Source organism: Streptomyces sp. NRRL S-920 (assembly GCF_000717945.1).
Lineage (GTDB): Bacteria > Actinomycetota > Actinomycetes > Streptomycetales > Streptomycetaceae > Streptomyces > Streptomyces alboniger.
The window spans coordinates 16,864-42,636 of record NZ_JODF01000040.1; the positions used below are offsets into that span (position 1 = coordinate 16,864).

Genomic DNA, 25,773 nt, shown 5'->3' on the forward strand with positions numbered 1-25,773 from the left:
TCGCCTGCGGGCCGGATGTGGCTGGTCGCGCAGTTCCCCGCGCCCCTGACGGGGCGCTCCGCGAGGCCGCTTGTGGAGAGCCCGTCCGGCGATTGAGGACGAGCCCGGAGGGCGATCGACGGCACGACAGCGCGGGCGCGCGGTGGCTGGTCGCGCCCACGCGGCGGAGCCGCACATGTGACAGCCCCGCGCCCCTGACGGGGCGCCCCGTCAGGGGCGCGGCAGTGCGGGCCCGCGCCGCAAGCGACGTAGGCCCGCCCCAGGTCAGCCCAGCGTCGCCGCCGCGGTCTCCGAGGAGTCCCGCAGGAAGCCCGCGCAGCGCTCGTACTCCTCCTGCTCGCCGATCGCCTGCGCCGCCCGCGCCAGCGCATGCAGCGCCCGCAGGAAGCCGCGGTTCGGCTCGTGCTCCCACGGCACCGGGCCGTGGCCCTTCCAGCCGCTGCGGCGCAGGGAGTCCAGGCCGCGGTGGTAGCCCGTACGGGCGTACGCGTACGACTCGACGACGTTGCCGCGCTCGTACGCCTCGTCGGCGAGCCGCGCCCAGGCGAGGGAGGACGTGGGGTACTTGGCGGCGACGTCGGCGGGGTCCGCGCCGTTCGCGAGCAGCTCGCGCGGCTCCGGCTCGTCGGGCAGGTGGGTCGGGGGCGGTCCCCCGAGCAGATCCTTGTGAATGGCCATGGGCCCAGTCTGCTGCATCGCGGCACGGCGAAGGCCCCGGGTCGGGTGACCCGGGGCCTACACCGTGCGGAACGGGGTGCTACTTCAGCCGCGTGCCCGTGGAGCGCAGGTTCGCGCACGCCTCGGTGACGCGCTTGGCCATGCCCGCCTCGGCGAGCTTGCCCCAGGTGCGCGGGTCGTAGGTCTTCTTCGAGCCGACCTCGCCGTCGACCTTCAGGACGCCGTCGTAGTTCTTGAACATGTGGTCCGCGACGGGCCGCGTGAAGGCGTACTGGGTGTCGGTGTCGAGGTTCATCTTCACGACGCCGTTCTCCAGCGCGGTGGCGATCTCCTCGGCGGTCGAACCGGAGCCGCCGTGGAAGACGAAGTCGAACGGCTGCGAGCCGGCCTTGCCGTACTTGGCGCCGACGCCCTCCTGGAGGTCCTTGAGCAGCTCGGGACGGAGGACGACGTTGCCCGGCTTGTAGACGCCGTGGACGTTGCCGAACGACGCGGCCAGGAGGTAGCGGCCCTTCTCGCCGAGGCCCAGGGCCTCCGCGGTGCGCAGGGCGTCGTCGACGGTCGTGTACAGCTCGTCGTTGATCTCGTGGCTGACGCCGTCCTCCTCGCCGCCGGTCGGGGTGATCTCGACCTCAAGGATGATCTTCGCGGCGGCGGCCTTCGCGAGCAGCTCCTGGCCGATGGCCAGGTTGTCGGCGAGGGTCTCGGCGGAGCCGTCCCACATGTGCGACTGGAACAGCGGGTTCCGGCCGGCCTTGACGCGCTCGGCGGAGACGTCGAGCAGCGGGCGGACATAGCCGTCCAGCTTGTCCTTCGGGCAGTGGTCGGTGTGCAGCGCGACGGTGATGTCGTACTTGGCGGCGACGATGTGCGCGAACTCGGCGAGCGCGACCGCGCCGGTCACCATGTCCTTGCTGTACTGGCCGCCCAGGAACTCCGCGCCACCGGTGGAGATCTGGATGATGCCGTCGCTCTCGGCCTCCGCGAACCCGCGCAGTGCGGCGTGCAGGGTCTGCGAGGAGGTCACGTTGATGGCCGGGTAGGCGAACTTGCCTGCCTTCGCCCGGTCGAGCATCTCGTTGTAGACCTCGGGAGTTGCGATGGGCATGTGTCCGCTCCTTGTGATGTGCGGGTTGGGTGCTGTGCTGCTTGACCCTGACCTGGGGGCGACGACATCGTCGCCCCCATCTTTCCAGACTCGGCCGCCGGTCCGGGCTCGGCCGTCAGTCCAGGCCGAGGTCGTCCTTCGAGTACGCGAAGAGGTACGGCACGCCCGCGCCCTCGGTGATCTTCTCGCCCGCGCCGGTGGCCCGGTCCACGATGGTGGCGACGCCGACGACCTCGGCGCCCGCCTCCCGGACGGCCTCGACGGCGGTGAGCGGCGAGCCGCCGGTGGTGGAGGTGTCCTCGACGACGAGTACGCGGCGGCCCTTGATGTCCGGGCCCTCGACGCGGCGCTGCATGCCGTGCGCCTTGGCGGCCTTGCGGACCACGAAGGCGTCCAGGCGCCTGCCGCGCGCGGCGGACGCGTGCAGCATCGCGCCGGCGACGGGGTCGGCGCCCATGGTCAGGCCGCCCACGGCGTCGAAGTCGAGGTCGGCGGTGAGGTCGAGCAGCACCTGGCCGACCAGGGGGGCGGCCTCGCCGTCGAGGGTGATGCGGCGCAGGTCGATGTAGTAATCGGCTTCGAGACCCGAGGAGAGGGTCACCTTGCCGTGCACCACGGCCTTGTCCTTGATCTGCTGGAGCAGCGCGCCACGTACGTCGTCAGTCATGCCGCTCAGCTTAAAGCCGCGTCCAGGTCCAGGTCGTCGCCGTCTCCAGCGGCTCGATGGGTGTCACCAGGCGCGGCGCGGTGTTGAGCCCGTTGGGCGGGCCGGTCTGCGGCTCCACGCACACGGCCGCCTCCTGCTCGTCGTAGACGACGACCCACTGCTCGCGGCTGGTGACGTTCAGCGCGAGCCGTCCGGGCCAGGTCAGCGTCACGTCGACGCCCTCGGGCATGCCGAAGCAGTCGTCCCAGGGGCCGGGTGCGGGCTCGACGCGGCGGCCGGTGGGGAGGTGGTCGTCGCCGCGCTCCTCCTGCCAGGCGGGGTCGAAGTCGATGCGTACGGGCTCGCCGCCACCGTCGAGGACGCGGTGGAACCACGGGTGCCAGCCCGCCTGCGCGGGGAAGGAGTCGCCGTACGTCTCGATGCCGAGGCGCAGCGTCAACGCCTCCTCGGTGAGTTCCACGATCTGGGTGACGCGGCCGGGGTAGGGCCAGGGAGCGGTCAGGTCGTACGTGAAGACGGCCTCGGTCTTCGAGGTGCGTGCCGTGCGCCAGCGGGCGTCACGGGCGAAGCCGTGGATGGCGTGCGGCGGGGAGTTCAGCGGCATCTGGTGGACGCTCGCGCCGTCGCGGAACTGCCCGTCCCGGATCCGGCCGCACCACGGCACCATCGGGAAGCTGCCGTAGCGCTCCCCCTGCCTCAGCAGCTCGACGCCGTCGATGCGCAGGCTTCCGATGCGGCAGCCGTTGCCCGGCTGCACGGTCACTTCCGCGTCGCCCGCGGTCAGGGTCACGTCTTCGGTACTCACGGGCCCGACCCTACGGCGTACGCGGTCACCGGCGGCGGCGCAGGGCCCTGCCGAGCACGATGGCGGAGGCGAGCGCGAGGGCGGCGGCGGGGGCGGCCCAGCGGAGCGTGGCGCTGCCCGCGAGGGTCTCGGGGGCGGGCGCGGGGGCGTACCGGCCGCGGGGCGGGGCGTGGTCGACCTCCTCGGCGCTGCGGCCGATCATCGTGCGGCGGGCGTGCGCGGCCTCGGCGGGCGGGACGTCGATGTCGCTGACGTCGTCGTCGATGTCGTCAATACCGTCGACGCCGTCGACGCCGTCGACGCCATCGACGCCGTCGATATCGTCGAGGTCCTCGGCGTCGTCCACGTCGTCGATGTCGTCCAGGTCTTCGACGTCGTCCACGGCATCTGCGTCGTCCAGGTCGTCCGCGTCGTCCGCGTCGTCCGCGTCGTCTACGTCATCGGCCTCTTCGCCGCGCCGCGCGAGGGACGGCGGCGGCGCCTCCGTCTCGACGGCGGTGGGGGTCGCGGGCCGGGGCTCGTCCGGCTCCGCGGGGCCGGAGTCCGCGGGCGCCGCCTCCGCGAGCCCCTCCGCGAACCGGTCGAGGAGCCTGCGCACCGCCGATTCCACAACCTGTGGAGAACTTTCCATGATCCGGCCGTCCGCGGTGGCCGTCCCACCGAACACGACCGTCGTCCCCGCGACGGCCGGCACGAGCCGCACCGTCAGCGAGAGCTTCACCGAACCGGAGCCGCGCACCTCCGCGCCCTCGCCCTCGATCGCGTACGCCCCGGCGGCACGGCCCTCGGTCCTCGCCGCCCCCCGGTAGGTGATGGTGTGCCCCCCGACGCGCACCTTGAGGCGACCGGAGAGCGGGCCCGCCGTCTCCTCCGCGGCGCGCTGAAGGCCGGGCACCGCCCCGGCGACCCGCTCGGGGTCTGCCAGGACCTGCCGGAGCCGCTCTGCCGAAACCGGAACGAACACCTCATGCTCCATGGCAGTGGAGCCTACCCACGCACTCGACTCTATGTACGTCGCTTCGCTCGACCGTGTACGTCAGTTCGCGTAACGCGGATGCACCAGGGTCGACGCCGGCAGCCCCGCCACCCTGGTCGGCTCGGCCGAGCGCATCCCCGCGCGCACCACCTCGGAACCGGCCGCGGGCAGCAGCACGGGACGCGCCCGCGAGGCCAGCACGAACCCCCAGTCGCGGGGCGCCCGCGCCCCCTGGGAGGTGCGGTCGGGTCCGGCGGCGAACCCGGACCGGCGCCCGCCCACGCGGTACGGCACGGTCTTCAGGCCCGCCGCGCGCAGCGTCGCCTCCACCGTCCAGAAGGCCCGCGGCCGGACCGACACGGGGCCCGCGTGCACGGCGAGCCGGCCACCGGGGGCGAGGACGCGGGTGGCGAGGCCGTAGAACTCCTGGGAGTACAGCTTCGCGCTCGCGGTGATGCCGGGGTCCGGCAGATCGGAGATCACCACGTCGTACCGCTCGCGGGCCGAGCGCAGCCAGTGGAACGCCTCGGCGTGCGCCACCCGCACCCGGCGGTCGCGGTAGGCGTGGCCGTTCAGCTCGCTCAGGGCCGGGTCGTGCCGGGCCAGCGCGACGACGCCCGCGTCCAGCTCGACGACGTCGACGCGGCGCACCCCCGGGTGGCGCAGCACCTCGCGCGCGGCGAGGCCGTCGCCACCGCCGAGGACGAGCACGCGCGCGTGGGGGCCCCGCATCGCCGGGCGGACGAGCCCCCGGTGGTAGCGGTGCTCGTCGCGTCCGCTGATGCGCAGGCGTCCGTCGAGGAAGAGGTCGAGGGAGCGGCGCCGGCCTCCGGTGAGGACGACTTCCTGTACGTCGGTCTGGACGGCGACGCGCACGTCCGCGCCGTACACCGCACGCCGCGCGGCCCGCTCGAAGTCGTCGACGAGCACGGCCGCCGAGGCGAGCACGGCCAGCACGGTGATGTTCGCGCCGACCAGCACCCAGCGGCCGCGCGTGCTCAGGTCCCGCCCGAACAGGCCGAGGACGAGCGCGCCGCCCGCGAGGGCGTTCACGGCGCCGGTGAACAGGGCGCCCGTGAGCTGCCCGAACATCGGCAACAGCAGGAAGGGGAAGGCGAGGCCGCCGACCAGCGCGCCCACGTAGTCGGCGGCGAACAGGTCGGCGACGGCGCCCCCGGCGTCCTGCCGCCGGATGCGCTGGATGAGCACCATCAGGAGCGGCACCTCGGCGCCGATGAGGACTCCGATGGCCAGCGAGAACGCGACCAGGAGGGAGCGGGAGCCGCCCGCCCAGACCTCGCCGTGGTCACCGGTCCACGCGAAGGCCGCGTACAACGCCATGGCGCTGCACCCGCCGACCAGCGCGAGCGCCGCCTCGACGACGCCGAACCAGAGGGCGGCGCGGCGGCGCAGCCGCTTGGCGAGCAGGGACCCGATGCCCATGGCGAAGACCATCACCGAGAGCACGACGGAGGCCTGGGTGACGGAGTCGCCGATCAAGTACGCGGCGAGGGCGACGAGTTCCAGTTCGTAGACGAGTCCGCAGGCAGCGCAGACGAACACGCCCGCCAGAACGAGGAACCGTCCTGCCCGGGGCGAGACCGGCAACCGCACCGATGACTCGAGCACCCCAGCACGCTACGTCACCGCATGCTCACACCGGGTCCCCCAAATGGGTGCACATCGAAGGCGCCCCTCACAGCGCCGCCGGAAGCGGCATCCGCACGCCCACCCGGGTCCGCGTGGCGACCAGCTGGCCGTCCTGCGGATACGCGTGCCACGTACGCCACATCACCGAGCCCTCGTGCCGCTGCGCCAGCAGGGCCGTGAAGGCGTACGGGCTGCCCGGGAAGACCCCGGCGAGACCATGCGGGTGCTCGGTCACCAGTGCGAGCAACTCCTGGGCGCGGCCCGCGAACCGGCCGCGCGACAGCGTCTCCACGCGCGCGGCGAACTCGTACTCCCAGTCACCCACCCGCTTGGAGACGCCCAGTGGGAGCGGTGTGCTGCTGCCGGGGATACAGGCCACGGTCTCGGAACAGCTGCCCTGCTCCTCCTCCAGCAGCACCTGGTGCGAGGCGCCGAGGAGTCTCAACTGCATCTTCGCGTCGGCCAGTTCCACATCGAGGGTGGCCAGCGCCGGCAACGGCTCGCGCCCCAGGGCCCAGGCGAGGTCCGCGGCGCGCGTGTCGGTATAGACAGTCTTCAGGGTCGTGAGCATGGGTCGGCTCCGCTAACACGCAATGGAGGTGGGGCCGACGCGCCCGGATACGGGCACCGGGCGGTCGGAATACCGGCTCGTGCCCACGAGCACGTCACGTGCAGGTCTCCAGACTTCGGCCTGCCAAACCCGTGACGGACGTCCGAGGGCGGTACTGGCGGTTAAGAGGGAATCATGGTCGGCGACAGTGCCACTGCGTTTTTACCCAACTTCGTAGGGTTTCCATCCCCCTGGGGGCTCCACAGTTCAACTGTTCAATGCCGCAATCAACGTCGGAGCGCCCGGCGGGAGTTGTCTCCCGCCGGGCGCTCACTGGAATCGGTGGACCAGCTGCCCCGTGTCAGCTGCCTCCGCCGCATCCGCCCCCGCCCCCGCACGAGGAGCTGCTGCTCCCGCACGAGGAGCTGCTGCCGCACGAGGAGCTGCCCCCGCACGAGGAACCGCCGCCGCTGTCGCCGCCCCCGGCCCACCAACTGCCGCCGCCCGCCGCGGTGGAGGCGGTGCCCGAGCGCCGGCCCCCACGGTGGCTCCTGCGGCCGTACGAGACATTGGCCGCCGCGACCACGGCAAAGATGATCACCGCGGCGAAGATGAAGGCCACGAACATGACCACCACGCTCCTTCCGTTCCCCCGAAGCGCGGTCCCCCCGTGGGCCCCGCTGCTTGCGTGACAGGGGGATGCCCCCCTGCGGGACGGCCCAAAGCAGAGTTGAGGAACTCCAGAGGTTCGACGGAGGATGGCCGCCATGACCTCCACTTCCGCGAGCGGGCGCCCGCTGCTCAACCGCCGCCTCGCCGAGTTCGGTACGACGATCTTCGCCGAGATGTCCGCGCTCGCGGTGTCGACGGGCGCGATCAACCTGGGCCAGGGCTTCCCCGACACGGACGGCCCCGAGTCCGTCCGCGAGGCCGCGGTGCGCGCGCTGCGCGACGGCCGCGGCAACCAGTACCCGCCGGGCCCCGGCGTCCCCGAGCTGCGCACGGCGATCGCCGAGCACCAACTCGCCCGCTACGCCCTCGCCTACGACCCCGACCGCGAGGTCCTCGTGACGGCGGGCGCGACCGAGGCGATCGCGGCGTCCCTGCTCGCCCTCGTCGAACCGGGCGACGAGGTCATCGCGCTGGAGCCCTACTACGACTCGTACGCCGCCTCGATCGCGCTGGCGGGCGGCGCGCGCGTCCCGGTCACCCTGCGCCCCTCGGACGGCCGCTTCCGCCTGGACCTGGACGAGCTGCGCGACGCGATCACGCCACGCACCCGGCTGCTCCTCATCAACACCCCGCACAACCCCACCGGCACGGTCCTCACCCGCGCCGAGCTGACGGAGATCGCGAAGCTGGCCGTCGAGCACGACCTGCTCGTCGTCACCGACGAGGTCTACGAACACCTCGTCTTCGACGACGCCGAGCACATCCCGCTCGCCTCCTTCCCCGGTATGCGCGAGCGCACGGTCACCATCGGGTCCGCGGGCAAGACGTTCTCGTTCACGGGCTGGAAGGTCGGCTGGCTGACGTCCACACCGGAGCTGGTCGCCGCGGTCCGCTCGGCGAAGCAGTTCCTCACGTACGTCTCCTCGGGCCCCTTCCAGTACGCGATCGCGGAGGCGCTGGCCCTGCCCGGCTCCTTCTTCGCCGACTTCCGCGCGGACATGCGGGCCAAGCGGGACCTGCTCAGCGAGGGTCTGACGGCGGCGGGCTTCGATGTCTACCGGCCGGCCGGCACGTACTTCGTGACGACCGACATCCGCCCGCTGGGGGAGACCGACGGCTTCGCGTTCTGCCGCGCGCTGCCCGAGCGGGCCGGTGTCGTCGCCATCCCGAACGCGGTCTTCTACGACCACCGGGAGGCGGGCGCGCCCTTCGTCCGCTTCGCCTTCTGCAAGCGGACGTCGGTCCTTGAGGAGGCGGCGGCCCGCCTCAAGACACTGGCGGGCTGAGGCCGCCGCCGGTACGCCGAGAGCCCGGCCGGGGTGTCATCCCCGGCCGGGCTCTCGCGCGCGTACGGACCCTCAGGCCTCGTCGTCGCCCTGCTTCTCGCCGGCCTCGCCCTCGGCGGAGTCCACCTCGGACTCCAGGCCCAGCTGCTCGACGAGCCAGCGGTCGAACTCGATCGCGGCGCGCACCCAGCTGACGGTCGAGGACACGAAGTGCTCCAGGGAGACTCCGGTGCCGATCAGCATCTGGGCCTCGCCGATGAGGCGGACCGTGCCGTCGTCGTGCGTGTGGCTGTAGACCTTCGGCCACAGCGTGCGGCGGTTCCAGTCGTCGATCGACTCCAGGAGCTGCTGCTTCTGCTCGATCTGGTGGGGCCGGTCGTAGAACGTCCGCACCGAGAAGACCTGCTGGTCGTCCTCGCCGCGGAACATGAAGTACGTACGGAACTCCTCCCACGGCGCCGCGAGGTCACCCTCGTCGTCGACGACGTGCTTGAGCTCCATCTGGTCCAGGAGCTGCTTGACCAGGTCCTGGTCGGGGACGACGGGGCCCGCCGGTCCTGCGCCCTGCGGCGGTTCGGGCTGTCCCCCGAAATTCGGAATCGAGGACGGGTCGATGCTCACGTGCGTAGTCCCTTCGTACGGATTCCGCCATCCTCTCCCAGAAGGGGGCCCTAATCGCAACCCCGGCACAGCGTCTGCCCGGTTTCCGCCGTCGGCCGACCGCGGGCCGTGGTCCGTCCTCGCGCAGTTCCCCGCGCCCCTGACGGGGCGCTCCTGACGGGGTCGTGCCCCGTAGGGGCGCGGGGAACTGCGCGAGCAACCGACGATCCCCCGCGGTCGGCGGACAACCGCCACCCGGCAGACGGGAAGCCGTTACAAGGACTTCCCGGTCGCGGGGCCCACGAGGAGGCCGTCGCCCACGCGGTCCACGCGGACCGTGTCACCGTCCGTCACCTCACCCGCAAGGATCTCCTTGGCGAGGCGATCGCCGATGGCCGTCTGGATGAGGCGCCGCAGGGGCCGCGCGCCGTACGCCGGGTCGTTGCCCTCCAGGGCCAGCCAGTCCAGCGCCTCGGGAGTGACGTCCAGCGTGAGGCGCCGCTCGGCGAGCCGCTTGGCGAGGCGGTCGATCTGGAGCTTGGCGATGCGCGCCAGCTCGTCCTTGGTGAGCGCGGAGAAGACGACCAGGTCGTCGAGGCGGTTGAGGAACTCCGGCTTGAAGGAGGCCCGGACCACTTCGAGGACCTGCTGCTTCTTCTCCTCCTCGGAGGTGAGCGGCTCGACCAGGTACTGGCTGCCGAGGTTGGAGGTGAGGACCAGGATGGTGTTGCGGAAGTCCACCGTCCGGCCCTGCCCGTCGGTGAGGCGCCCGTCGTCGAGGACCTGGAGCAGGACGTCGAAGACCTCCGGGTGCGCCTTCTCGACCTCGTCGAGGAGTACGACGGAGTACGGGCGTCGCCGCACCGCCTCGGTGAGCTGGCCGCCCTCCTCGTACCCGACGTAGCCGGGAGGGGCGCCGACGAGCCGGGCGACGCTGTGCTTCTCGCCGTACTCGCTCATGTCGATGCGGACCATGGCCCGCTCGTCGTCGAAGAGGAAGTCCGCGAGGGCCTTGGCCAGCTCGGTCTTGCCGACGCCCGTGGGGCCGAGGAAGAGGAAGGAGCCGGTCGGGCGGTCGGGGTCGGCGATCCCGGCGCGGGTGCGGCGCACCGCGTCGGAGACGGCGCGCACGGCCTCGCCCTGGCCGATGAGCCGCTTGCCCAGCTCGTCCTCCATGCGCAGCAGCTTCTGCGTCTCGCCTTCGAGGAGGCGCCCGGCGGGGATGCCGGTCCAGGCGCCCACCACGTCGGCGATGTCGTCGGGGCCGACCTCCTCCTTGACCATGGTGTCCTTGGACTGAACGGCCTCCTCCTCGGCCTCGGAGGCGGCTTCGAGGTCGCGCTCCAGGGTCGGGATCTCGCCGTAGAGCAGCTTGGACGCGGTGTCGAAGTCGCCGTCCCGCTGGGCGCGTTCGGCCTGGCCGCGCAGTTCGTCGAGCTTCTCCTTCAGCTCACCGACGCGGTTGAGGGACTGCTTCTCCTTCTCCCAGCGGGCGGTGAGGCCGCGCAGCTCCTCCTCCTTGTCGGCGAGGTCGCGCCGCAGCTTGTCCAGACGCTGCTTGCTCGCCGGGTCGGTCTCCTTGCTGAGCGCCAGCTCCTCCATCTTCAGCCGGTCGACGGCGCGCTGGAGTTCGTCGATCTCGACGGGCGAGGAGTCGATCTCCATGCGCAGCCGGGAAGCGGCCTCGTCGACGAGGTCGATGGCCTTGTCCGGCAGGAAGCGGGAGGTGATGTACCGGTCGGAGAGCGTGGCGGCCGCCACCAGCGCGCTGTCCGCGATCTGGACCTTGTGATGAGCCTCGTAGCGCCCCTTGAGGCCGCGCAGGATCGCGATGGAGTCCTCGACGGACGGCTCGGCGACGAGCACCTGCTGGAAGCGGCGCTCCAGGGCGGGGTCCTTCTCGATCCGCTCGCGGTACTCGTCCAGGGTGGTGGCGCCGACCATGCGCAGCTCACCGCGGGCGAGCATGGGCTTGAGCATGTTGCCCGCGTCCATGGCGGAGTCGCCGCCGGCGCCCGCGCCCACGACGGTGTGCAGCTCGTCGATGAACGTGATGATCTGCCCGTCGCTCTCCTTGATCTCGGATAGGACGGTCTTGAGCCGCTCCTCGAACTCGCCGCGGTACTTCGCGCCCGCGACCATCGCGCCGAGGTCGAGGGAGACGAGCCGCTTGTTCTTCAGCGACTCCGGGACGTCGCCCTTCACGATCCGCTGCGCGAGGCCCTCCACGACGGCGGTCTTGCCGACGCCCGGCTCTCCGATGAGCACGGGATTGTTCTTCGTACGCCGGGAGAGCACCTGGACGACCCGCCGGATCTCCTGGTCCCGCCCGATGACGGGGTCGAGCCGTCCTTCGCGGGCCGCGGCGGTGAAGTCGGTGCCGAATTTCTCCAGCGCCTTGTACTGACCCTCGGGGTCGGGTGTGGTCACCCGGCGCCCTCCCCTTGTCGTCTCGAATGCGTTGAGCAGTTTCTTGTCCGTGGCCCCGTGACCGGCGAGCGCCTCCCCGGCCCGGCCGCCCTTGGCGGCGATGCCGATGAGCAGGTGCTCGGTGGAGAGGTACTCGTCACCCAGCTCCTTCGCGCGCCGGTCGGCGTCATTGATGACGGCGAGCAGTTCGCGGTTGGGCTGCGGCGGCGCGACGGTGGACCCGGTCACGCTGGGCAGCGCCGCGAGCACCCGCTCGGCGTCCGCGCGCACGGCCGCCTGATCGGCGTCGACGGCGGCGAGGAGGTCGGTGATGTTCTCGTTCTCCTCACCCTCAAGCAGCGCAAGCAGCAGATGCGCGGGGGTCAGATCCGGGTGCCCGTCCTGTACGGCCCGGTCGCCTGCCGCGTTGATCGCGGCCCGGCTCCTGTTGGTCAGCTCTGCGTCCACGTGCGCATGTCCTCCTTACGGCTTCCCACCACTGGCGGCCGCCCACCGGGCGTCCCACCACTCATGCTGACTAAGTCAACGTACACAAAGTTGAGTCTATTCCACTCAAGGGGATGATGGGGAGACGGGGCGGCTAAGTTCCGTACCCATGAGCTTCTGGCGTGAACGGCACCTGTGCACCTTGACCACCCTGCGCCCGGACGGCACCCCGCACGTGGTCCCGGTCGGCGTGACCTACGACCCGGAGGCCGGGATCGCCCGCGTCCTCGCGCGGAAGACGAGCCGGAAGGTCGTCCACATCCTCGCGGCGACGGGCGTCGCGGACGGCCCGGGAGCGCGGGTGGCGGTCTGCCAGTTCGAGGGCCGGCGCTGGGCCACGCTGGAGGGGATCGCGACGATCAGGACGGAACCGGCGGAGATCGAGGCGGCGGAGCTGCACTACGAGGCCCGCTACGGGCGGCGCCCCTCGCCGAACCCGGACCGCGTCCTGATCGAGATCGAGGTGACGCGGACCATGGGGAAGGCGTGACAGCGCCCCTATCTCCTCCCGCACACACCACAGCGGCGCCACCGTGTTCAGGTCCACGGTGGCGCCGCTGCTGGGGGAAGCACCTGCGCGATTTACAACGACGGGGGAATCGCGTCAGGCACTGCGGGGGGTGGCTGTGATGCTGTCCGGGGCGCTCGTCATCGCCCCGGGGTCCTGCTGCTCCTGCTCTCCGACGAGCTGGTGGTCGCGCCGGTCGAGATTGACGAAGACCATGCCGTACCGCACGGCACACCGCACCGGCTGCGGCGCGCCCCGCGGCCGCCGCAGGCACCGGTAGGCCCGGATCTCCTCCTCGTCGTCACGCGTGACGACGATCGGCTCGCCGAGCAGGGTCACCATCAGCGAGTCGCCGCGATGGGGGATCGCGGTCACGAGATCGATGAAGTGCCACCCGGAGCGGTAGGCCGTGGCCATTTCCCGGCGGAAGGTGCGGTCGTCAGGAGGGGTGCTCATGCCTCGCCACCCTTCGGCAGACCATGCCAGGACAGATCCGACTCCGGCGCGGATACCGAAGACCGGCCGGCCGGCTCGCTGTTCCAGGAGAGATCCAGCGTGGTCACCGCGCCCAGGCCCAGCCCGACGGAGAAGGTGGTGACAAGCACCGAGCGAAGCATGCGCTTAAACATGATCGGCTTCGTCCTCACTTGGTAGGTTCGTCTCCCCCGGCCCAACAAGACGATGTCTCAATCGAGCACGTCAAAGCCACAGGGTGGATGCATCATGTTCCTGCACGTTCAGGACCCTGGGGGGTGGAGATTTGCTCACAACACACGCTAAACCGACACATCCTCACCCCTCGACTCCACTTTGCGACGAGGGTTCAAGGCTTTACGCCAGCGCGCTGAGCAACGGTCGCCTGGCGCGTTCGGAGGCTGAGAACGCGCCCTGCCTCCTCGAGTCCAGCCTGCTGCGCCCCGACCCCGACGACGTCGACTGGCTCCGGCCGGTTCCCCCGTCCGCCGCGCTGGCCCAGCGCCTCAACCCCATCGAACGGGAAATCCAGGACCGGCGGCGACTCGCCGTACAGCTCACCGACATCTTCGAGCCATTTATGTCCATCACGGCCCGGAGCGAGCCGACGGGCGGCCATTCGATCACCGTGCTGGAGAACAACGGGCACATCGACGCCGCCATCGAACGGGCCACGGCCGAATGCCGTTTCGAGATACTCACCGCTCAGCCGGGCGGCGGTCGCAGCGAGGACTCGCTCACCGTGGCGTTGCAACGCGGCCAGACCGTTCTCGAACGCGGCATCACGATGCGCACCCTCTACCAGCACACCGTCAGACACAGCCAGGGGACCCTCGCGTACGCGGCGCGCATGGCGAAGGGCAATGTCCAGATCAGGACCCTGGAAGAGCTGATCGACCGGCTGATGATCTTCGACCGCACGGTCGCGCTCATCCCGGCCCGCGAGGACCGCCAAGTCGCGCTGGAACTGCGCCACCCCGGCATCGTCGAGTACCTCGCCAAGGTCTTCGAACACGAGTGGAGCCGGGCGACCCCGCTCCTCGACGAGGTGCCGTACGCCCCCTCCACCGACGGGATAACCGGCGTCCAGCGCTCCATCGCCAAGCTGCTCATCGAAGGCCACGTCGACGAGGCCATCGCCCGCCGCCTCGGCATGAACGTCCGCACCTGCCGCGCCCATATCGCCAAGATCGCCGCGGCCCTCGGCAGCGGAAGCCGCGCCCAACTCGGCTACCTCATCGCCCAGTCGGGGATCCTGGACCAGAACCGCACGCAGTGAGCGCGGAGCAGGAGGGAGCCCGTATGGCAGGCCGACGCGCACGCGAAGCGCGGTTGCCCTCCGCCACGGACACCCCCGCGGCCACCTCCGCGAACACCCCCAGGGACGCCCCCGCGGTCGCCGTCCTCGACGGTCTCGACCGCATCAACTCGGCCATCGACCAGGCCATGAACGACGTCACGGAGGAGTTCCTCGCCATCCAGCCCGGCGGCACCCGCCCGCCCGAGACGCTGGCCGAGGCCTTCCCCAGGGACCAGGCCCTGCTCGGCCGGGGCTGCCGGATGCGGACCCTCTACCAGCACACGACGCGCCACTCCCTGCCCGTACTCGCCTACTTCGAGCAGCTCGACGGCGACGCCGAGGCCCGCACCCTGGACGAGGTGACCGACCGCCTCTTCGTCTTCGACCGGACCGTCGCGTTCATCCCGGCGAGCAGGGACCGCAGCATCGCCTTGGAAGTGCGCCAACCGGCCCTCGTCGAGTACTTCGCCACCACCTTCTGGCGGCTGTGGCGCCTGGCCACCCCCATGTGGCCCCAGGCCGCCCCGCAGGTCTCGGAAGGCGGTGTCACGCCCCGCCAGCGCGCCATAGCGGCCCTCCTCGTCGAAGGCCTCACCGACGCCGAGATAGCCGACCGCCTCGGCATGAACATCCGCACCGCCCGGGTCCACATAGCCAAACTCGCCGCCACCCTCGGCAGCGAGAGCCGCGCCCAGCTCGGCTACCTCATCGGTCAGTCAGGTCTTCTCGACCGCGCTCAGTAGCGCCCGCCACCGCCAGCCACTCCCGCAGCAGCGCCTCCCGCGCGGCCGCCCGCGGCGAGCCGCCCTCGTGCCGCCGCCCCCACTCCGCCATCGCCGCCAGCGTCGTCAGGAGCGTGCCCGCGCCCTCCGTGAGGCGGGTCAGGAGGGCTCGGGAGAGGTCGTACTCCGCGGGGGAGTAGCCGACCGCCGCTGCCGTGTACGCCGTCAGTTCCGTGTCGTCGGCGCCGTCGGGGCCGCTCACGCGGACCGTCATCGTGGGAGCCCCGTCCGTACCGCCCAAGCCGACCGTCAGGACCATGTCGACGGCCGCGCCCAGATGGCGCTTGAGGGACTTCACCGGCACGTCGTCGACCATCAGGGAACGCACGTCCTCCCATGGCCAGAACTCGTCCTGCTTGTCACCGAGAGCCACCACGCCCTCCGGGGTCAGGCGCACCCCCGGAGCGAGGCCGGACGGCTTCGCTCCCACGTACACATCGCCCTCGGCTATCCAGAACAGTCCCACCATGGCCATGCCGAACTACCCACTTCCCCCAGTACCGACAATCACTTCAGGTCGTCAGACGCAACGCGCGTCGGGGCCGGGAGGTTCCCACCTCCCGGCCCCGACGGGCGTCCCGCACAGAGATCGCCGAGCTACTCCGTCGCCCTCTTGGGACGCCAGACCACCAGCGCGCTCGCCTGCTGCACGTCCTGGTAGGGGACGAGGTCGCGGCGGTACGAGGCGTGCACCGCCGCTTCACGTTGCTGCATGGCGGCGGCGGCTCCCTCCACGGCCGCGGACAGCTCCGCGACGCGCGACTGGAGCGCGGCGACCTGGTTCTCCAGCTCGATGATGCGCTTGATGCCGGCGAGGTTGATGCCCTCCTCCTGCGACAACTGCTGCACGGTGCGCAGCAGTTCGATGTCGCGGGCGGAGTAGCGGCGGCCGCGGCCCGCGGTGCGGTCCGGGGAGACCAGACCCAGGCGGTCGTACTGGCGCAGGGTCTGCGGGTGGAGGCCGCTCAGCTGGGCGGCCACCGAGATGACGTACACCGGCGTCTCATCGGTGAGTTGGTACGCGCTACTGAAACCGGACTGTCGACGACGGCCGTCCATCTCATGCTCCCTTCGCGGCCTGGAACAACTCTGCGCGCGGGTCGTCGCCCGCGGTCGCCTCGCGGTAGGACTCCAGGGCTTCCCTCGCCTCGTCCGACAGGGATGCCGGGACCGACACCTCCACCGTCACGAGCAGGTCGCCCCTGGTGCCGTCCTTGCGGACCGCGCCCTTGCCGCGGGCCCGCATCGTACGGCCGTTGGGGGTGCCCGCGGGCAGCTTGAGGGTGACGGCGGGTCCGCCCAGGGTCGGCACCTTGACCTCGCCGCCCAGTGCCGCCTCCGGGTACGTCACCGGCACCGTGACCGTGAGGTTGTCGCCCTTGCGGCCGAAGACCGGGTGGGTGTCGACGTGCACCACCACGTAGAGGTCACCGGCCGGGCCGCCCCGCTCGCCGGGCGCGCCCTTGCCGCGGAGCCTGATCCGCTGGCCGTCGCTCACCCCCGCGGGGATCCGCACCTGCATGGTGCGGGACGACTTCGCGCGTCCCGAACCGGCGCAGACCTCGCACGGGTCCTGGGCGATGAGGCCCCGGCCCTTGCAGTCGACGCACGGGTCGGTCAGCGAGAAACCGCCACCGCCGCCGCGCGAGACCTGGCCCGTGCCGACGCAGGTCGGGCACACGCGCGGCGTGCCGTTCTTGTCGCCGGTGCCGGAACAGGCCTTGCAGGCGGCCTGGGAGGACATGCGGAGCGGCACCGTCGCGCCGTCCACCGCCTCCGTGAAGCTCAGCGTGACCTCGGACTCGATGTCCTGGCCGCGCCTCGGCTGCGTACGCGTGCCGGAACCGGCACCCGCGCCGCCGCGGTTGAACAGGCCCCCGAAGACGTCACCGAGGCCGCCCCCGAAGCCGCCGCCGGCCGCTCCACCGCCACCCGGGGCGCCGCCTCCGAAGAGGTCGCCCAGGTCGAAGTTGAACGAACCGCCGCCGCCTCCGGGGCCCTGCCGGAATCCGCCGTTGCCGAAGAGAGCACGCGCTTCGTCGTACTCCTTGCGCTTCTTGGGGTCCCCGAGGATGTCATTCGCCTCGGAGATCTCCTTGAAGCGCTCCTCCGCCTTGGCATTGCCCGTGTTGGCGTCCGGGTGGTTCTCGCGGGCGAGCTTCCGGTACGCCTTCTTGATCTCGGCCTCGGTGGCGTCCTTGGGGACGCCGAGGACCTTGTAGTAGTCCTTCTCGATGAAGTCCTTGGTGCTCATCCTCGACGTCCCTCCTCACTCATGTCGTAGCCGTCAGCCCTCGTCCGGGCCACCGGTCTCCTTCTCGTCCGAGCCCTCCGCGGCGGCCGCGGGACCCGCGGTGCCCTCGGGGGATTCGTCGCCCTTGACCGGCTGCGCGCCCGGCTGCGGCTCGGCGACGGCCACCCGCGCGGGGCGGATGGTGCGCTCGCCGATGCGATACCCCGGCTGGAGGATCGCGACGCACGTCGTCTCGGTGACGTCCGGGGCGTAGCTGTGCATCAGGGCCTCGTGGATCGTCGGGTCGAAGGGCTCGCCCTCCTTGCCGAACTGCTGGAGGCCCATCTTGGCGACGACGGTCTCCAGCGCCTCGGCGACCGACTTGAAGCCGCCGACCAGCTCGCCGTGCTCACGGGCGCGGCCGATGTCGTCGAGGGTCGGGAGCAGCTCGGAGAGGAGGTTCGCCGAGGCGATCTCCTTCACCGCGACCTTGTCCCGCTCCACGCGACGGCGGTAGTTCTGGTACTCGGCCTGAAGCCGCTGGAGGTCCGCCGTGCGCTCGTTGAGCGCGGTGCGGGCCTGGTCCAGCTGGGCGGTCAGGCCCGTGACACTCGCGTCCTGGGCGGGCGTCGTCTTGCTTTCCGCGTCCCCGGCCGGGGCCGCCGGGCCCTCCTCGGTGGAGGGCTCGGCGGCCTTCGGCGCCGCGTCATCAGGGGTGGCGCCAGAGGGGACGTCAGGCTTCTCGGCGTTCTCACCGAAGCCCGGGGTCTCCTCGGTCATCAGGCAGCGCCGCCCTTCGCGTCACCGGGCTTCTCGTCGTCGACGATCTCGGCGTCGACGACCCCGTCGTCCTCCTTGGGCTGCTCGCCGCCGGGGGCCGCGCCCTCGGCGCCGGCCGCCTGCGCGCCCTGGGCGTCGGCGTACATGGCCTGGCCCAGCTTCTGCGAGACGGCGGCGACCTTCTCGGTGGCGGTGCGGATCTCGGCCGTGTCCTCGCCCTTGAGCTTCTCCTTCAGCTCGGTGACGGCTTCCTCGACCTCGGTCTTGACGTCACCGGGGACCTTGTCCTCGTTGTCCTTGAGGAACTTCTCGGTCTGGTAGACGAGCTGCTCGCCCTGGTTGCGGGACTCGGCGGCCTCGCGGCGGGCGTGGTCCTCGTCCGCGTACTTCTCGGCCTCCTGGCGCATGCGGTCGACCTCGTCCTTCGGCAGCGAGGAGCCGCCGGTGACGGTCATCTTCTGCTCCTTGCCCGTGCCGAGGTCCTTCGCGGTCACGTGCATGATGCCGTTGGCGTCGATGTCGAAGGAGACCTCGATCTGCGGGACGCCGCGCGGGGCCGGGGGCAGGCCCGTCAGCTCGAACATGCCGAGCTTCTTGTTGTACGCCGCGATCTCGCGCTCGCCCTGGTAGACCTGGATCTGCACCGACGGCTGGTTGTCCTCGGCCGTCGTGAAGATCTCGGAGCGCTTGGTCGGGATGGTCGTGTTGCGCTCGATGAGCTTCGTCATGATGCCGCCCTTGGTCTCGATACCAAGCGACAGCGGGGTCACGTCGAGGAGCAGGACGTCCTTGACCTCACCCTTGAGGACACCGGCCTGGAGCGAGGCGCCGATGGCGACGACCTCGTCCGGGTTCACGCCCTTGTTGGCGTCCTTGCCGCCGGTCAGCTCCTTGACCAGCTCGGCGACGGCCGGCATGCGGGTGGAGCCACCGACGAGAACGACGTGGTCGATCTCGGAGAGCTGGATGCCCGCGTCCTTGATGACGTTGTGGAACGGCGTCTTGCAGCGCTCCAGGAGGTCGGACGTGAGCTGCTGGAACTGGGCGCGCGTGAGCTTCTCGTCCAGGTGCAGCGGGCCCTCGGCGGAGGCCGTGATGTACGGGAGGTTGATCGTGGTCTCCGTGGAGGAGGACAGCTCGATCTTGGCCTTCTCGGCCGCCTCGCGCAGGCGCTGGAGCGCCATCTTGTCCTTGGAGAGGTCCACGCCGTGGCCGTTGTTGAACTGCTTGACCAGGTAGTCGACGACGCGCTGGTCCCAGTCGTCACCACCGAGGTGGTTGTCGCCGTTCGTCGCCTTCACCTCGACGACGCCGTCGCCGATCTCGAGGAGCGAGACGTCGAAGGTGCCGCCACCGAGGTCGAAGACCAGAATGGTCTGGTCGTCCTTGTCGAGGCCGTAGGCCAGGGCGGCGGCGGTCGGCTCGTTGACAATACGCAGCACGTTCAGACCGGCGATCTCACCGGCCTCCTTGGTGGCCTGGCGCTCCGAGTCGTTGAAGTACGCCGGGACGGTGATGACCGCGTCGGCGACCTTCTCGCCCAGGTACGCCTCGGCGTCGCGCTTCAGCTTCTGGAGGATGAACGCGGAGATCTGCTGGGGGTTGAACCCCTTGTCGTCGATGTCCACCTTCCAGTCGGTGCCCATGTGGCGCTTGACCGACCGGATGGTCCTGTCCACGTTGGTGACCGCCTGGCGCTTGGCGACCTCGCCGACCAGCACCTCGCCGTTCTTCGCGAAGGCGACGACGGACGGCGTGGTCCTGGCGCCTTCGGCGTTGGTGATGACGGTGGGCTCGCCGCCTTCGAGAACGCTGACGACGGAGTTAGTCGTGCCCAGGTCGATGCCGACCGCACGTGCCATTTCGGTTCCTCCAGATGTACTTCTTGAGTGGATCTGGCTCAAGCATGCAGGAGCGCTTCGCTGGAGTCAACAGAGCTGAGTCAAGGAGGCTCAACTCTTATCCCGGGCTTACGCGCAAGTCGGGCCTCCCGGGGGCTCCGTATTCGGCTGCGAGTCTCGTTTGGTTGCGCGCGCAGTTCCCCGCGCCCCTTCGGGGCGCCACCCCGACCGACTCGGCAAGGGTTGCCTGAGCGACGCAGATCACCGGGTTGCTGGCTACAGTGCGGCGGAGTAAGTGGGTAGTCTCAGACGGACTGCATAAGTTACCGCTTAGTAATAGTTCGCCTCGCAGGCCCGAGGAGCCCCCAAATGCAACTCGCCGCGATCATCGTGTCGCTGGTCCTAATCGTGGTCGGCGTCGCGCTGTTCGGCCGTGCCATCGTGCGGATCTACCAGTTCATGCGGCTCGGCCAGCCCGTGCCCGCCGGAACCCGGACCGACTACCCCGTCCAGCGCACCCTCACCGTGGTCAAGGAGTTCCTCGGCCATACGCGCATGAACCGGTGGGGCATCGTCGGCGTCGCGCACTGGTTCGTGGCGGTGGGCTTCTTCTCGCTGCTGCTGACGATCGTCAACGCCATCGGCCAGCTGTTCAAGGCCGACTGGATGCTGCCGATCATCGGCGAGTGGGCGCCGTACAACGTCTTCGTCGAGTTCCTCGGCACGATGACCGTGCTCGGCATCGTGACGCTGATCGTGATCCGGCAGCTGAACCGTCCCGGCAGGCCCGGCCGCAAGTCCCGCTTCGCCGGGTCCAACACCGGCCAGGCGTACTTCGTCGAGACCGTCATCCTGATCGTCGGCATCTGCATCTTCACGCTGCACGCCCTGGAGGGCGCCCAGCACCACGTGGACAGCTACGAGGCCTCGTTCTTCATCTCGTACCCGCTGGTCTCGGCGCTCCAGGACCTGGACGTCTCCACCCTCCAGAACCTCACGTACTTCTTCGCGGGCGTGAAGATCGCGACGTCGTTCATCTGGATGATCACGGTCTCCCTGAAGACCGACATGGGCGTCGCCTGGCACCGCTTCCTCGCCTTCCCGAACATCTGGTTCAAGCGGGACGCGGACGGCTCCACCACCCTCGGCGAACTCCAGCCCATGACCAGCGGCGGCAAGCCCATCGACTGGGAGGACCCGGGCGAGGACGACACCTTCGGCGTCTCCCAGGTCGAGCAGTTCTCCTGGAAGGGCCTGCTGGACTTCTCCACCTGCACCGAGTGCGGGCGCTGCCAGTCGCAGTGCCCCGCCTGGAACACCGGCAAGCCGCTCTCGCCGAAGCTCCTCATCATGTCGCTGCGCGACCACGCGCACGCCAAGGCGCCGTACCTGCTCGCGGGCGGCGGCAAGACCATGGAGGGCGAGGAGAAGGCGTCGGCCGAGCAGCTCGCCGATGTCCCCGCCGCCGCTCTCGCCGAGGCCGAGCGTCCGCTCATCGGCACCCTCGAAGAGAACGGCGTCATCGACCCCGACGTCCTGTGGTCCTGCACCACCTGCGGCGCCTGCGTCGAGCAGTGCCCGGTCGACATCGAGCACATCGACCACATCGTCGACATGCGCCGCTACCAGGTGATGATCGAGAGCGCGTTCCCGTCCGAGGCGGGCACGATGCTCAAGAACCTGGAGAAGAAGGGCAACCCCTGGGGCCTCGCCAAGAAGCAGCGCGTGGAGTGGACCAAGGAGGTCGACTTCGAGGTCCCGATCGTCGGCAAGGACGTCGAGGACCTCACCGAGGTCGACTACCTCTACTGGGTCGGCTGCGCGGGCGCCCTGGAGGACCGGGCCAAGAAGACCACCAAGGCCTTCGCCGAGCTGCTGCACATCGCGGGCGTCAAGTTCGCGATCATGGGCGGCGACGAGAAGTGCACCGGTGACTCCGCCCGCCGCCTGGGCAACGAGCCGCTGTTCCAGCAGCTCGGCCAGGAGAACGTCGCGATGCTGAACATGGCGTACGGCGAGGACGACGACGACCCGGCGACGAAGAAGCCCAAGTCGTCGAAGAAGATCGTCGCGACCTGCCCGCACTGCTTCAACACCATCGCGAACGAGTACCCGCAGCTCGGCGGCGACTTCGAGGTCATCCACCACACCCAGCTGCTCCAGCACCTCATCGACGAGGGCAAGCTGATCCCGGTGACGCCGGTCGAGGGTCTGATCACGTATCACGACCCCTGCTACCTGGGCCGTCACAACAAGGTCTACACGCCCCCGCGCGAGATCATGTCCGCCGTCCCCGGCCTGCGCCAGCAGGAGATGCACCGCCACAAGGAGCGCGGCTTCTGCTGCGGTGCCGGTGGTGCCCGGATGTGGATGGAGGAGCGGATCGGCAAGCGCATCAACACGGAGCGGGTCGATGAGGCGCTGTCCCTCAACCCCGACATCGTCTCCACCGCCTGCCCGTTCTGCCTCGTCATGCTCACCGACTCGGTGAACGGCAAGAAGAACGACGGCCAGGCGAAGGAATCGCTCCAGGTCGTCGACGTCGCGCAGCTGCTGCTCGACTCCGTGAAGACACCGGCCGACCCGGCGGGCGACGAGGAGTCGGCGGACACGCCGGAGCCCGAGCCGGTCAAGTAGGCATCCTGGTACGGCGAAAGGCCGGTTCCGCCCTCTTTTTTGGGCGGGGCCGGCCTTTCCCTTCGCACAACCCTTCGTACACCTCGCGAGTCACACACCCGGAAGCCCAGCTCCATCCAAAGGCCCCCACTTCCGGGAGTACCACGTGCGCGTACGAAACCTCGCCGTCACCGCCACCGTCGCGGCCCTCGCCGCCACGGGGCTGACGCTGCCGCTGGCCGGTTCGGCGAGCGCCGCATCCGTGCGGAAGGACGACTTCAACGGCGACGGGTACCGCGACCTCGCGATCGGCTCGCCGCGCACCAACTCCGTCACCGTGACCTTCGGTTCGGCGGCCGGGCTCGCCTCCAACCAGGCGACGACCCTCACCCAGAACTCCCGCCAGGTGCCCGGCGTGACCGAGCCCGAGGACGAGTTCGGCGAGAACGTGACCACGGGCGACGTCAACCGCGACGGCTACGCCGACCTCGTCGTCGGCGCCCCCGGCGAGAAGGTCGACGGCAAGCCGTCCGGCGCCGTCACCATCATCTGGGGCGGCAAGAACGGCTTCCACGACGGCGGCCGCGTCGTGACCTCCCCCGCCGACACCACGGGCCGCTTCGGCGAGGCCACCGTCTGGACCGACTTCGACGGCGACGGAAGCCAGCAGCTCGCCGTGGTCAGCGGCGACAACTGGTGGTACTACAGCGACGGGAACGAATTCGAGCGCCCGCTCGGCCTGGAGGTCGACTTCATCCCCGAGGGCACCCGCCTCGACGGCATGGTCGCCGGGAACTTCAAGCAGGCGGACGGCATCAGCCTCGTCCTGTACGGCGAGCGCGCGGACGGCGGCGCCTGGACCGCCCACATGCACGGCGGCGCGGGCGACTACGGCTACAACGCCGAGATCCTCGGCGAGGGCGACGACCCCACCGCCACCCGCGACGCGGCCACCGCCGGTGACGTCAACGGCGACGGCTACGCCGACCTGATCACCGGCAACGCCCGGGGCGGCAAGGGCGGTTCGGTCACCGTGCGCCTCGGCGGTGACCGGAAGTTCAGCGCCCCGACGACGTACCACCAGGACAGCGCGGGCATCCCCGGCACCGATGAGACCGGCGACGGCTTCGGCGCGTCCGTCTCCGCCGGCGACGTGACCGGCGACGGCCTGGCCGACCTCGCGGTCGGCGCCCCCGGTGAGACCGTCGGCGCGGTCGCGGGAGCGGGCAGCGTGACGTTCCTGAAGTCCTCCGGCGGGCACTTCACCTCGGGCAAGTCCTGGCACCAGGAGACCTCGGGCGTACCGGGCGTCGCGGAGCCGGGCGACCACTTCGGTACGTCCGTACGCCTCAAGGACATCAACAAGAACGGCAAGGCGGACCTGGCCACCGGTGCCATCGGCGAGGACATCGACACGACCCGGGACGTCGGCGCCGTATGGTCCCTGCGCGGCACGGCGACCGGCCTGACCTCGTCCTACGCCACCTCCTTCAACGGCAGTGACTTCGGCGTCGGGGGCGTGGACGCGGGCTTCGGACACACTCTGCGTTGACCTTCCCCGCCCGCGGGGCGACTTGCCTTCCCTTTAACTCAGTTGGAGACATCTCAGTGACTCAGCACGTGCGCAAGTCCGCGCGCAGGCCCGCGCGGAACAAGCTCATCACCGCGGGCGCCCTCTGCGCCGCCACGGCCCTCGGCCTCACGGGCCTGACGGCGGGCGGCGCCTCGGCCGCCACGCCCTCCCAGCTCCGCGCCGACTACAACGGCGACGGCTACGCGGACCTCGCGGTCGGCGTACCCGGCGCGACGGTCGGCGGCAAGACCGGCGCCGGATACGTCAACGTCGTCTGGGGCGGCAAGGGCGGCCTCGGCAAGCACGGCTCGGTCACCGTCAGCCAGGCCACCACGGGCGTGCCCGGCACCGCCGAGGCGGGCGACAAGTTCGGCAAGGCCGTCGACTCGAACGACATGAACGGCGACGGCTACGCGGACCTGGTCGTCGGCGCCCCCGGCGAGGACATCGACGCCGCCCTGGACGCGGGCACCGTCACGATCGTGTGGGGCTCCGCGAGCGGCTTCAAGGGCGGCTTCACCGCGGCCTCCGGAGGAAACAGCGAAGCCCGCGGGTACGGGGCGGTGCTCACCACCGGCGACTACGACAGGGACGGCGACAAGGACATCGCCCTCAACACCCACTTCGACGAGAGCAGCTCGCTCGCGATGCGGCCGGGCCCGTTCACCGCGGGTTCGCCCGCCACGCTCTCCCGTATCCAGGGCTGGCACTTCGCCGGGCCGACCGTCGTGACCAGCGGTGACTTCGACGGTGACGGCGGCGACGACATCGCCCTGGCGTACGACGGCATGGAGATCAGCGGCACCGAGGTGCTGAGCCGGGCGTCCGGCACGTGGAAGACGACGTGGTCCAGCGGCGAAACCACCTACTCCGCCCTGGCCGCCGGTGACTTCGACGGCGACGGCACCGACGACCTCGCCATCGGCCACGTCCAGCCCAACCCCGAGTCCGAGCGCGCCGCCTGCGAGGACCGCCTCGGCGGCGCCATCCTCACCGTCTACGGCAAGAAGGGCGGCACGTTCGGCGACGGCGGCTCCTCCTGCACCACGCAGGACAGCCCGCAGGTCGGCGGCACCGCGGAGGCCGACGACAACTTCGGCGCGCACCTGGCGTCCGCCAACGTCGACAAGGACGGCATCGACGAGCTGATCGTCGGCGCCGACACCGAGGCCGTCGGCACCGCGAAGAACGCCGGTTCCTACTCGGTCCTCGCCTCGCTCGGCACCGGCGAACACCTCGTCGGCCCCTCCTTCAGCCAGAACTCCACGGGCGTGGCGGGCACGGCGGAGACCGGCGACCGGCTCGGCGCCGCCGTAACCACCGGCGACTACAACGGCGACACCTACCCGGACATCGCGGTGGGCGCGCCGGGCGAGGACGGCAAGGGCGGCGTCTGGTACGCCGCGACCCCGAAGGACGGCCCCAACCCGCCGGTCACCTCGGTGACGCCGGGCAAGCTGGGGCTCTCGGGCGCCAAGGAGTACGGGGCGGTGCTTGGCCGGTAGGCCTTGGACGGTGTCTTCAGTTGGCCGGTAAGTCACCGGCTTCGCCGAGTTCGTCCTCAAACGCCGGACGGGCTGGAGAGATCCAGCCCGTCCGGCGTTGGCGTTTCCCCGCCAAACCCCCCGAACACCAGCAACCTCTCCCAACTCCCCATTCCCGTACAACCCTTGAGGCCCCCCGACGGTCTCCCCTTCGCCGACCACGGCGTGACGCCAGGGCCAACGCCCGGTGAACGCCCCGCCTGCCGCAGGAGAT

24 protein-coding genes are annotated in these 25,773 nt (G+C 70.7%); 8 read left to right on the forward strand and 16 right to left on the reverse strand.

Annotated features, from left to right (window positions below; translation table 11 throughout):
• Nucleotides 1-264: 264 nt before the first annotated feature.
• The 7 genes from IG54_RS0125360 to IG54_RS0125390 form a co-directional block, all read right to left on the reverse strand.
• On the reverse strand, nucleotides 265-678 hold the full coding sequence (locus IG54_RS0125360; protein ID WP_030788867.1) for a DUF3151 domain-containing protein: 414 nt from the start codon (nucleotides 676-678) through the stop codon (nucleotides 265-267).
• Between the two features lie 79 nt (nucleotides 679-757).
• A complete protein-coding gene (gene fbaA / locus IG54_RS0125365; RefSeq protein WP_030788870.1) occupies nucleotides 758-1,786 on the reverse strand; it encodes a class II fructose-bisphosphate aldolase in 1,029 nt (342 codons plus the stop codon).
• A 115-nt stretch (nucleotides 1,787-1,901) separates the two neighbouring features.
• Nucleotides 1,902-2,453, reverse strand: coding sequence for an orotate phosphoribosyltransferase (pyrE, locus tag IG54_RS0125370; RefSeq protein WP_030788873.1), 552 nt, complete (start codon nucleotides 2,451-2,453; stop codon nucleotides 1,902-1,904).
• A gap of 10 nt (nucleotides 2,454-2,463) precedes the next feature.
• Complete coding sequence (locus IG54_RS0125375; RefSeq protein ID WP_030788876.1) at nucleotides 2,464-3,258, reverse strand: aldose epimerase; 795 nt, start codon at nucleotides 3,256-3,258, stop codon at nucleotides 2,464-2,466.
• 25 nt (nucleotides 3,259-3,283) lie between these two features.
• A complete protein-coding gene (locus tag IG54_RS0125380; RefSeq protein ID WP_030788879.1) occupies nucleotides 3,284-4,234 on the reverse strand; it encodes an SRPBCC family protein in 951 nt (316 codons plus the stop codon).
• A gap of 60 nt (nucleotides 4,235-4,294) precedes the next feature.
• On the reverse strand, nucleotides 4,295-5,863 hold the full coding sequence (locus tag IG54_RS0125385; protein ID WP_030788883.1) for a polyamine aminopropyltransferase: 1,569 nt from the start codon (nucleotides 5,861-5,863) through the stop codon (nucleotides 4,295-4,297).
• A 67-nt stretch (nucleotides 5,864-5,930) separates the two neighbouring features.
• On the reverse strand, nucleotides 5,931-6,455 hold the full coding sequence (locus IG54_RS0125390) for a DUF2617 family protein (protein ID WP_030788886.1): 525 nt from the start codon (nucleotides 6,453-6,455) through the stop codon (nucleotides 5,931-5,933).
• 257 nt (nucleotides 6,456-6,712) lie between these two features.
• On the opposite strand from IG54_RS0125390, the gene IG54_RS42580 reads away from it, so the two are divergent.
• A complete protein-coding gene (locus IG54_RS42580) occupies nucleotides 6,713-7,126 on the forward strand; it encodes a hypothetical protein (protein WP_199809589.1) in 414 nt (137 codons plus the stop codon).
• Between the two features lie 66 nt (nucleotides 7,127-7,192).
• Entirely contained in the window at nucleotides 7,193-8,392 is a 1,200-nt protein-coding gene (locus IG54_RS0125400) for a pyridoxal phosphate-dependent aminotransferase (RefSeq protein WP_030788893.1), read from the forward strand.
• A gap of 72 nt (nucleotides 8,393-8,464) precedes the next feature.
• Here the strand turns inward: IG54_RS0125400 and IG54_RS0125405 are convergent, their stop codons facing one another.
• Both IG54_RS0125405 and clpB read right to left on the reverse strand, forming a co-directional pair.
• Entirely contained in the window at nucleotides 8,465-9,013 is a 549-nt protein-coding gene (locus tag IG54_RS0125405; RefSeq protein WP_030788896.1) for a YbjN domain-containing protein, read from the reverse strand.
• Between the two features lie 252 nt (nucleotides 9,014-9,265).
• A complete protein-coding gene (gene clpB, locus IG54_RS0125410) occupies nucleotides 9,266-11,869 on the reverse strand; it encodes an ATP-dependent chaperone ClpB (protein ID WP_030788899.1) in 2,604 nt (867 codons plus the stop codon).
• A gap of 148 nt (nucleotides 11,870-12,017) precedes the next feature.
• Here clpB and IG54_RS0125415 point away from each other — a divergent pair, with 148 nt between their 5' ends.
• Nucleotides 12,018-12,398 (forward strand): pyridoxamine 5'-phosphate oxidase family protein, encoded by a 381-nt coding sequence (locus IG54_RS0125415; protein ID WP_037897672.1) that lies wholly within the window; start codon nucleotides 12,018-12,020, stop codon nucleotides 12,396-12,398.
• Nucleotides 12,399-12,512: 114 nt separating this feature from the next.
• Here the strand turns inward: IG54_RS0125415 and IG54_RS0125420 are convergent, their stop codons facing one another.
• Together IG54_RS0125420 and IG54_RS42170 are read right to left on the reverse strand one after the other, a co-directional pair.
• On the reverse strand, nucleotides 12,513-12,872 hold the full coding sequence (locus IG54_RS0125420; protein ID WP_078594475.1) for a hypothetical protein: 360 nt from the start codon (nucleotides 12,870-12,872) through the stop codon (nucleotides 12,513-12,515).
• Nucleotides 12,869-13,021, reverse strand: coding sequence for a hypothetical protein (locus tag IG54_RS42170; RefSeq protein ID WP_167532708.1), 153 nt, complete (start codon nucleotides 13,019-13,021; stop codon nucleotides 12,869-12,871). The genes IG54_RS0125420 and IG54_RS42170 overlap by 4 nt, the downstream gene beginning before the upstream one ends.
• Before the next feature lie 140 nt (nucleotides 13,022-13,161).
• On the opposite strand from IG54_RS42170, the gene IG54_RS0125430 reads away from it, so the two are divergent.
• Together IG54_RS0125430 and IG54_RS0125435 are read left to right on the forward strand one after the other, a co-directional pair.
• Nucleotides 13,162-14,169 carry a helix-turn-helix transcriptional regulator gene (locus IG54_RS0125430; RefSeq protein WP_420712281.1) on the forward strand — a complete coding sequence of 336 codons (1,008 nt, stop codon included), beginning with the start codon at nucleotides 13,162-13,164 and terminating at the stop codon, nucleotides 14,167-14,169.
• Nucleotides 14,170-14,192: 23 nt separating this feature from the next.
• Nucleotides 14,193-14,933, forward strand: coding sequence for a helix-turn-helix domain-containing protein (locus IG54_RS0125435; RefSeq protein WP_078594478.1), 741 nt, complete (start codon nucleotides 14,193-14,195; stop codon nucleotides 14,931-14,933).
• On the opposite strand, the gene IG54_RS0125440 is transcribed toward IG54_RS0125435, so the two are convergent.
• The 5 genes from IG54_RS0125440 to dnaK all read right to left on the reverse strand — a co-directional run bounded on the left by IG54_RS0125440 (nucleotide 14,896) and on the right by dnaK (nucleotide 19,847).
• Entirely contained in the window at nucleotides 14,896-15,447 is a 552-nt protein-coding gene (locus IG54_RS0125440; RefSeq protein WP_051819924.1) for a hypothetical protein, read from the reverse strand. The two genes, IG54_RS0125435 and IG54_RS0125440, sit on opposite strands and share 38 nt — an antisense overlap.
• Nucleotides 15,448-15,569: 122 nt before the next feature.
• Nucleotides 15,570-16,031 (reverse strand): heat shock protein transcriptional repressor HspR, encoded by a 462-nt coding sequence (locus IG54_RS0125445; RefSeq protein WP_030788917.1) that lies wholly within the window; start codon nucleotides 16,029-16,031, stop codon nucleotides 15,570-15,572.
• Between the two features lies 1 nt (nucleotide 16,032).
• Nucleotides 16,033-17,226: a molecular chaperone DnaJ gene (gene dnaJ, locus IG54_RS0125450; protein WP_030788920.1), complete on the reverse strand. Its 1,194-nt coding sequence runs from the start codon at nucleotides 17,224-17,226 to the stop codon at nucleotides 16,033-16,035.
• Between the two features lie 33 nt (nucleotides 17,227-17,259).
• Nucleotides 17,260-17,985 carry a nucleotide exchange factor GrpE gene (gene grpE / locus IG54_RS0125455; RefSeq protein ID WP_030788923.1) on the reverse strand — a complete coding sequence of 242 codons (726 nt, stop codon included), beginning with the start codon at nucleotides 17,983-17,985 and terminating at the stop codon, nucleotides 17,260-17,262.
• Nucleotides 17,985-19,847, reverse strand: coding sequence for a molecular chaperone DnaK (gene dnaK, locus IG54_RS0125460; RefSeq protein WP_030788926.1), 1,863 nt, complete (start codon nucleotides 19,845-19,847; stop codon nucleotides 17,985-17,987). The genes grpE and dnaK overlap by 1 nt, the downstream gene beginning before the upstream one ends.
• Before the next feature lie 348 nt (nucleotides 19,848-20,195).
• On the opposite strand from dnaK, the gene IG54_RS0125465 reads away from it, so the two are divergent.
• From IG54_RS0125465 to IG54_RS0125475, 3 genes are all read left to right on the forward strand, one after another.
• A complete protein-coding gene (locus IG54_RS0125465; protein WP_030788929.1) occupies nucleotides 20,196-22,463 on the forward strand; it encodes a (Fe-S)-binding protein in 2,268 nt (755 codons plus the stop codon).
• Nucleotides 22,464-22,608: 145 nt separating this feature from the next.
• Entirely contained in the window at nucleotides 22,609-23,994 is a 1,386-nt protein-coding gene (locus IG54_RS0125470; protein WP_030788932.1) for an FG-GAP-like repeat-containing protein, read from the forward strand.
• Nucleotides 23,995-24,050: 56 nt separating this feature from the next.
• Nucleotides 24,051-25,520 (forward strand): FG-GAP-like repeat-containing protein, encoded by a 1,470-nt coding sequence (locus IG54_RS0125475; protein ID WP_158708926.1) that lies wholly within the window; start codon nucleotides 24,051-24,053, stop codon nucleotides 25,518-25,520.
• Nucleotides 25,521-25,773: the final 253 nt, after the last annotated feature.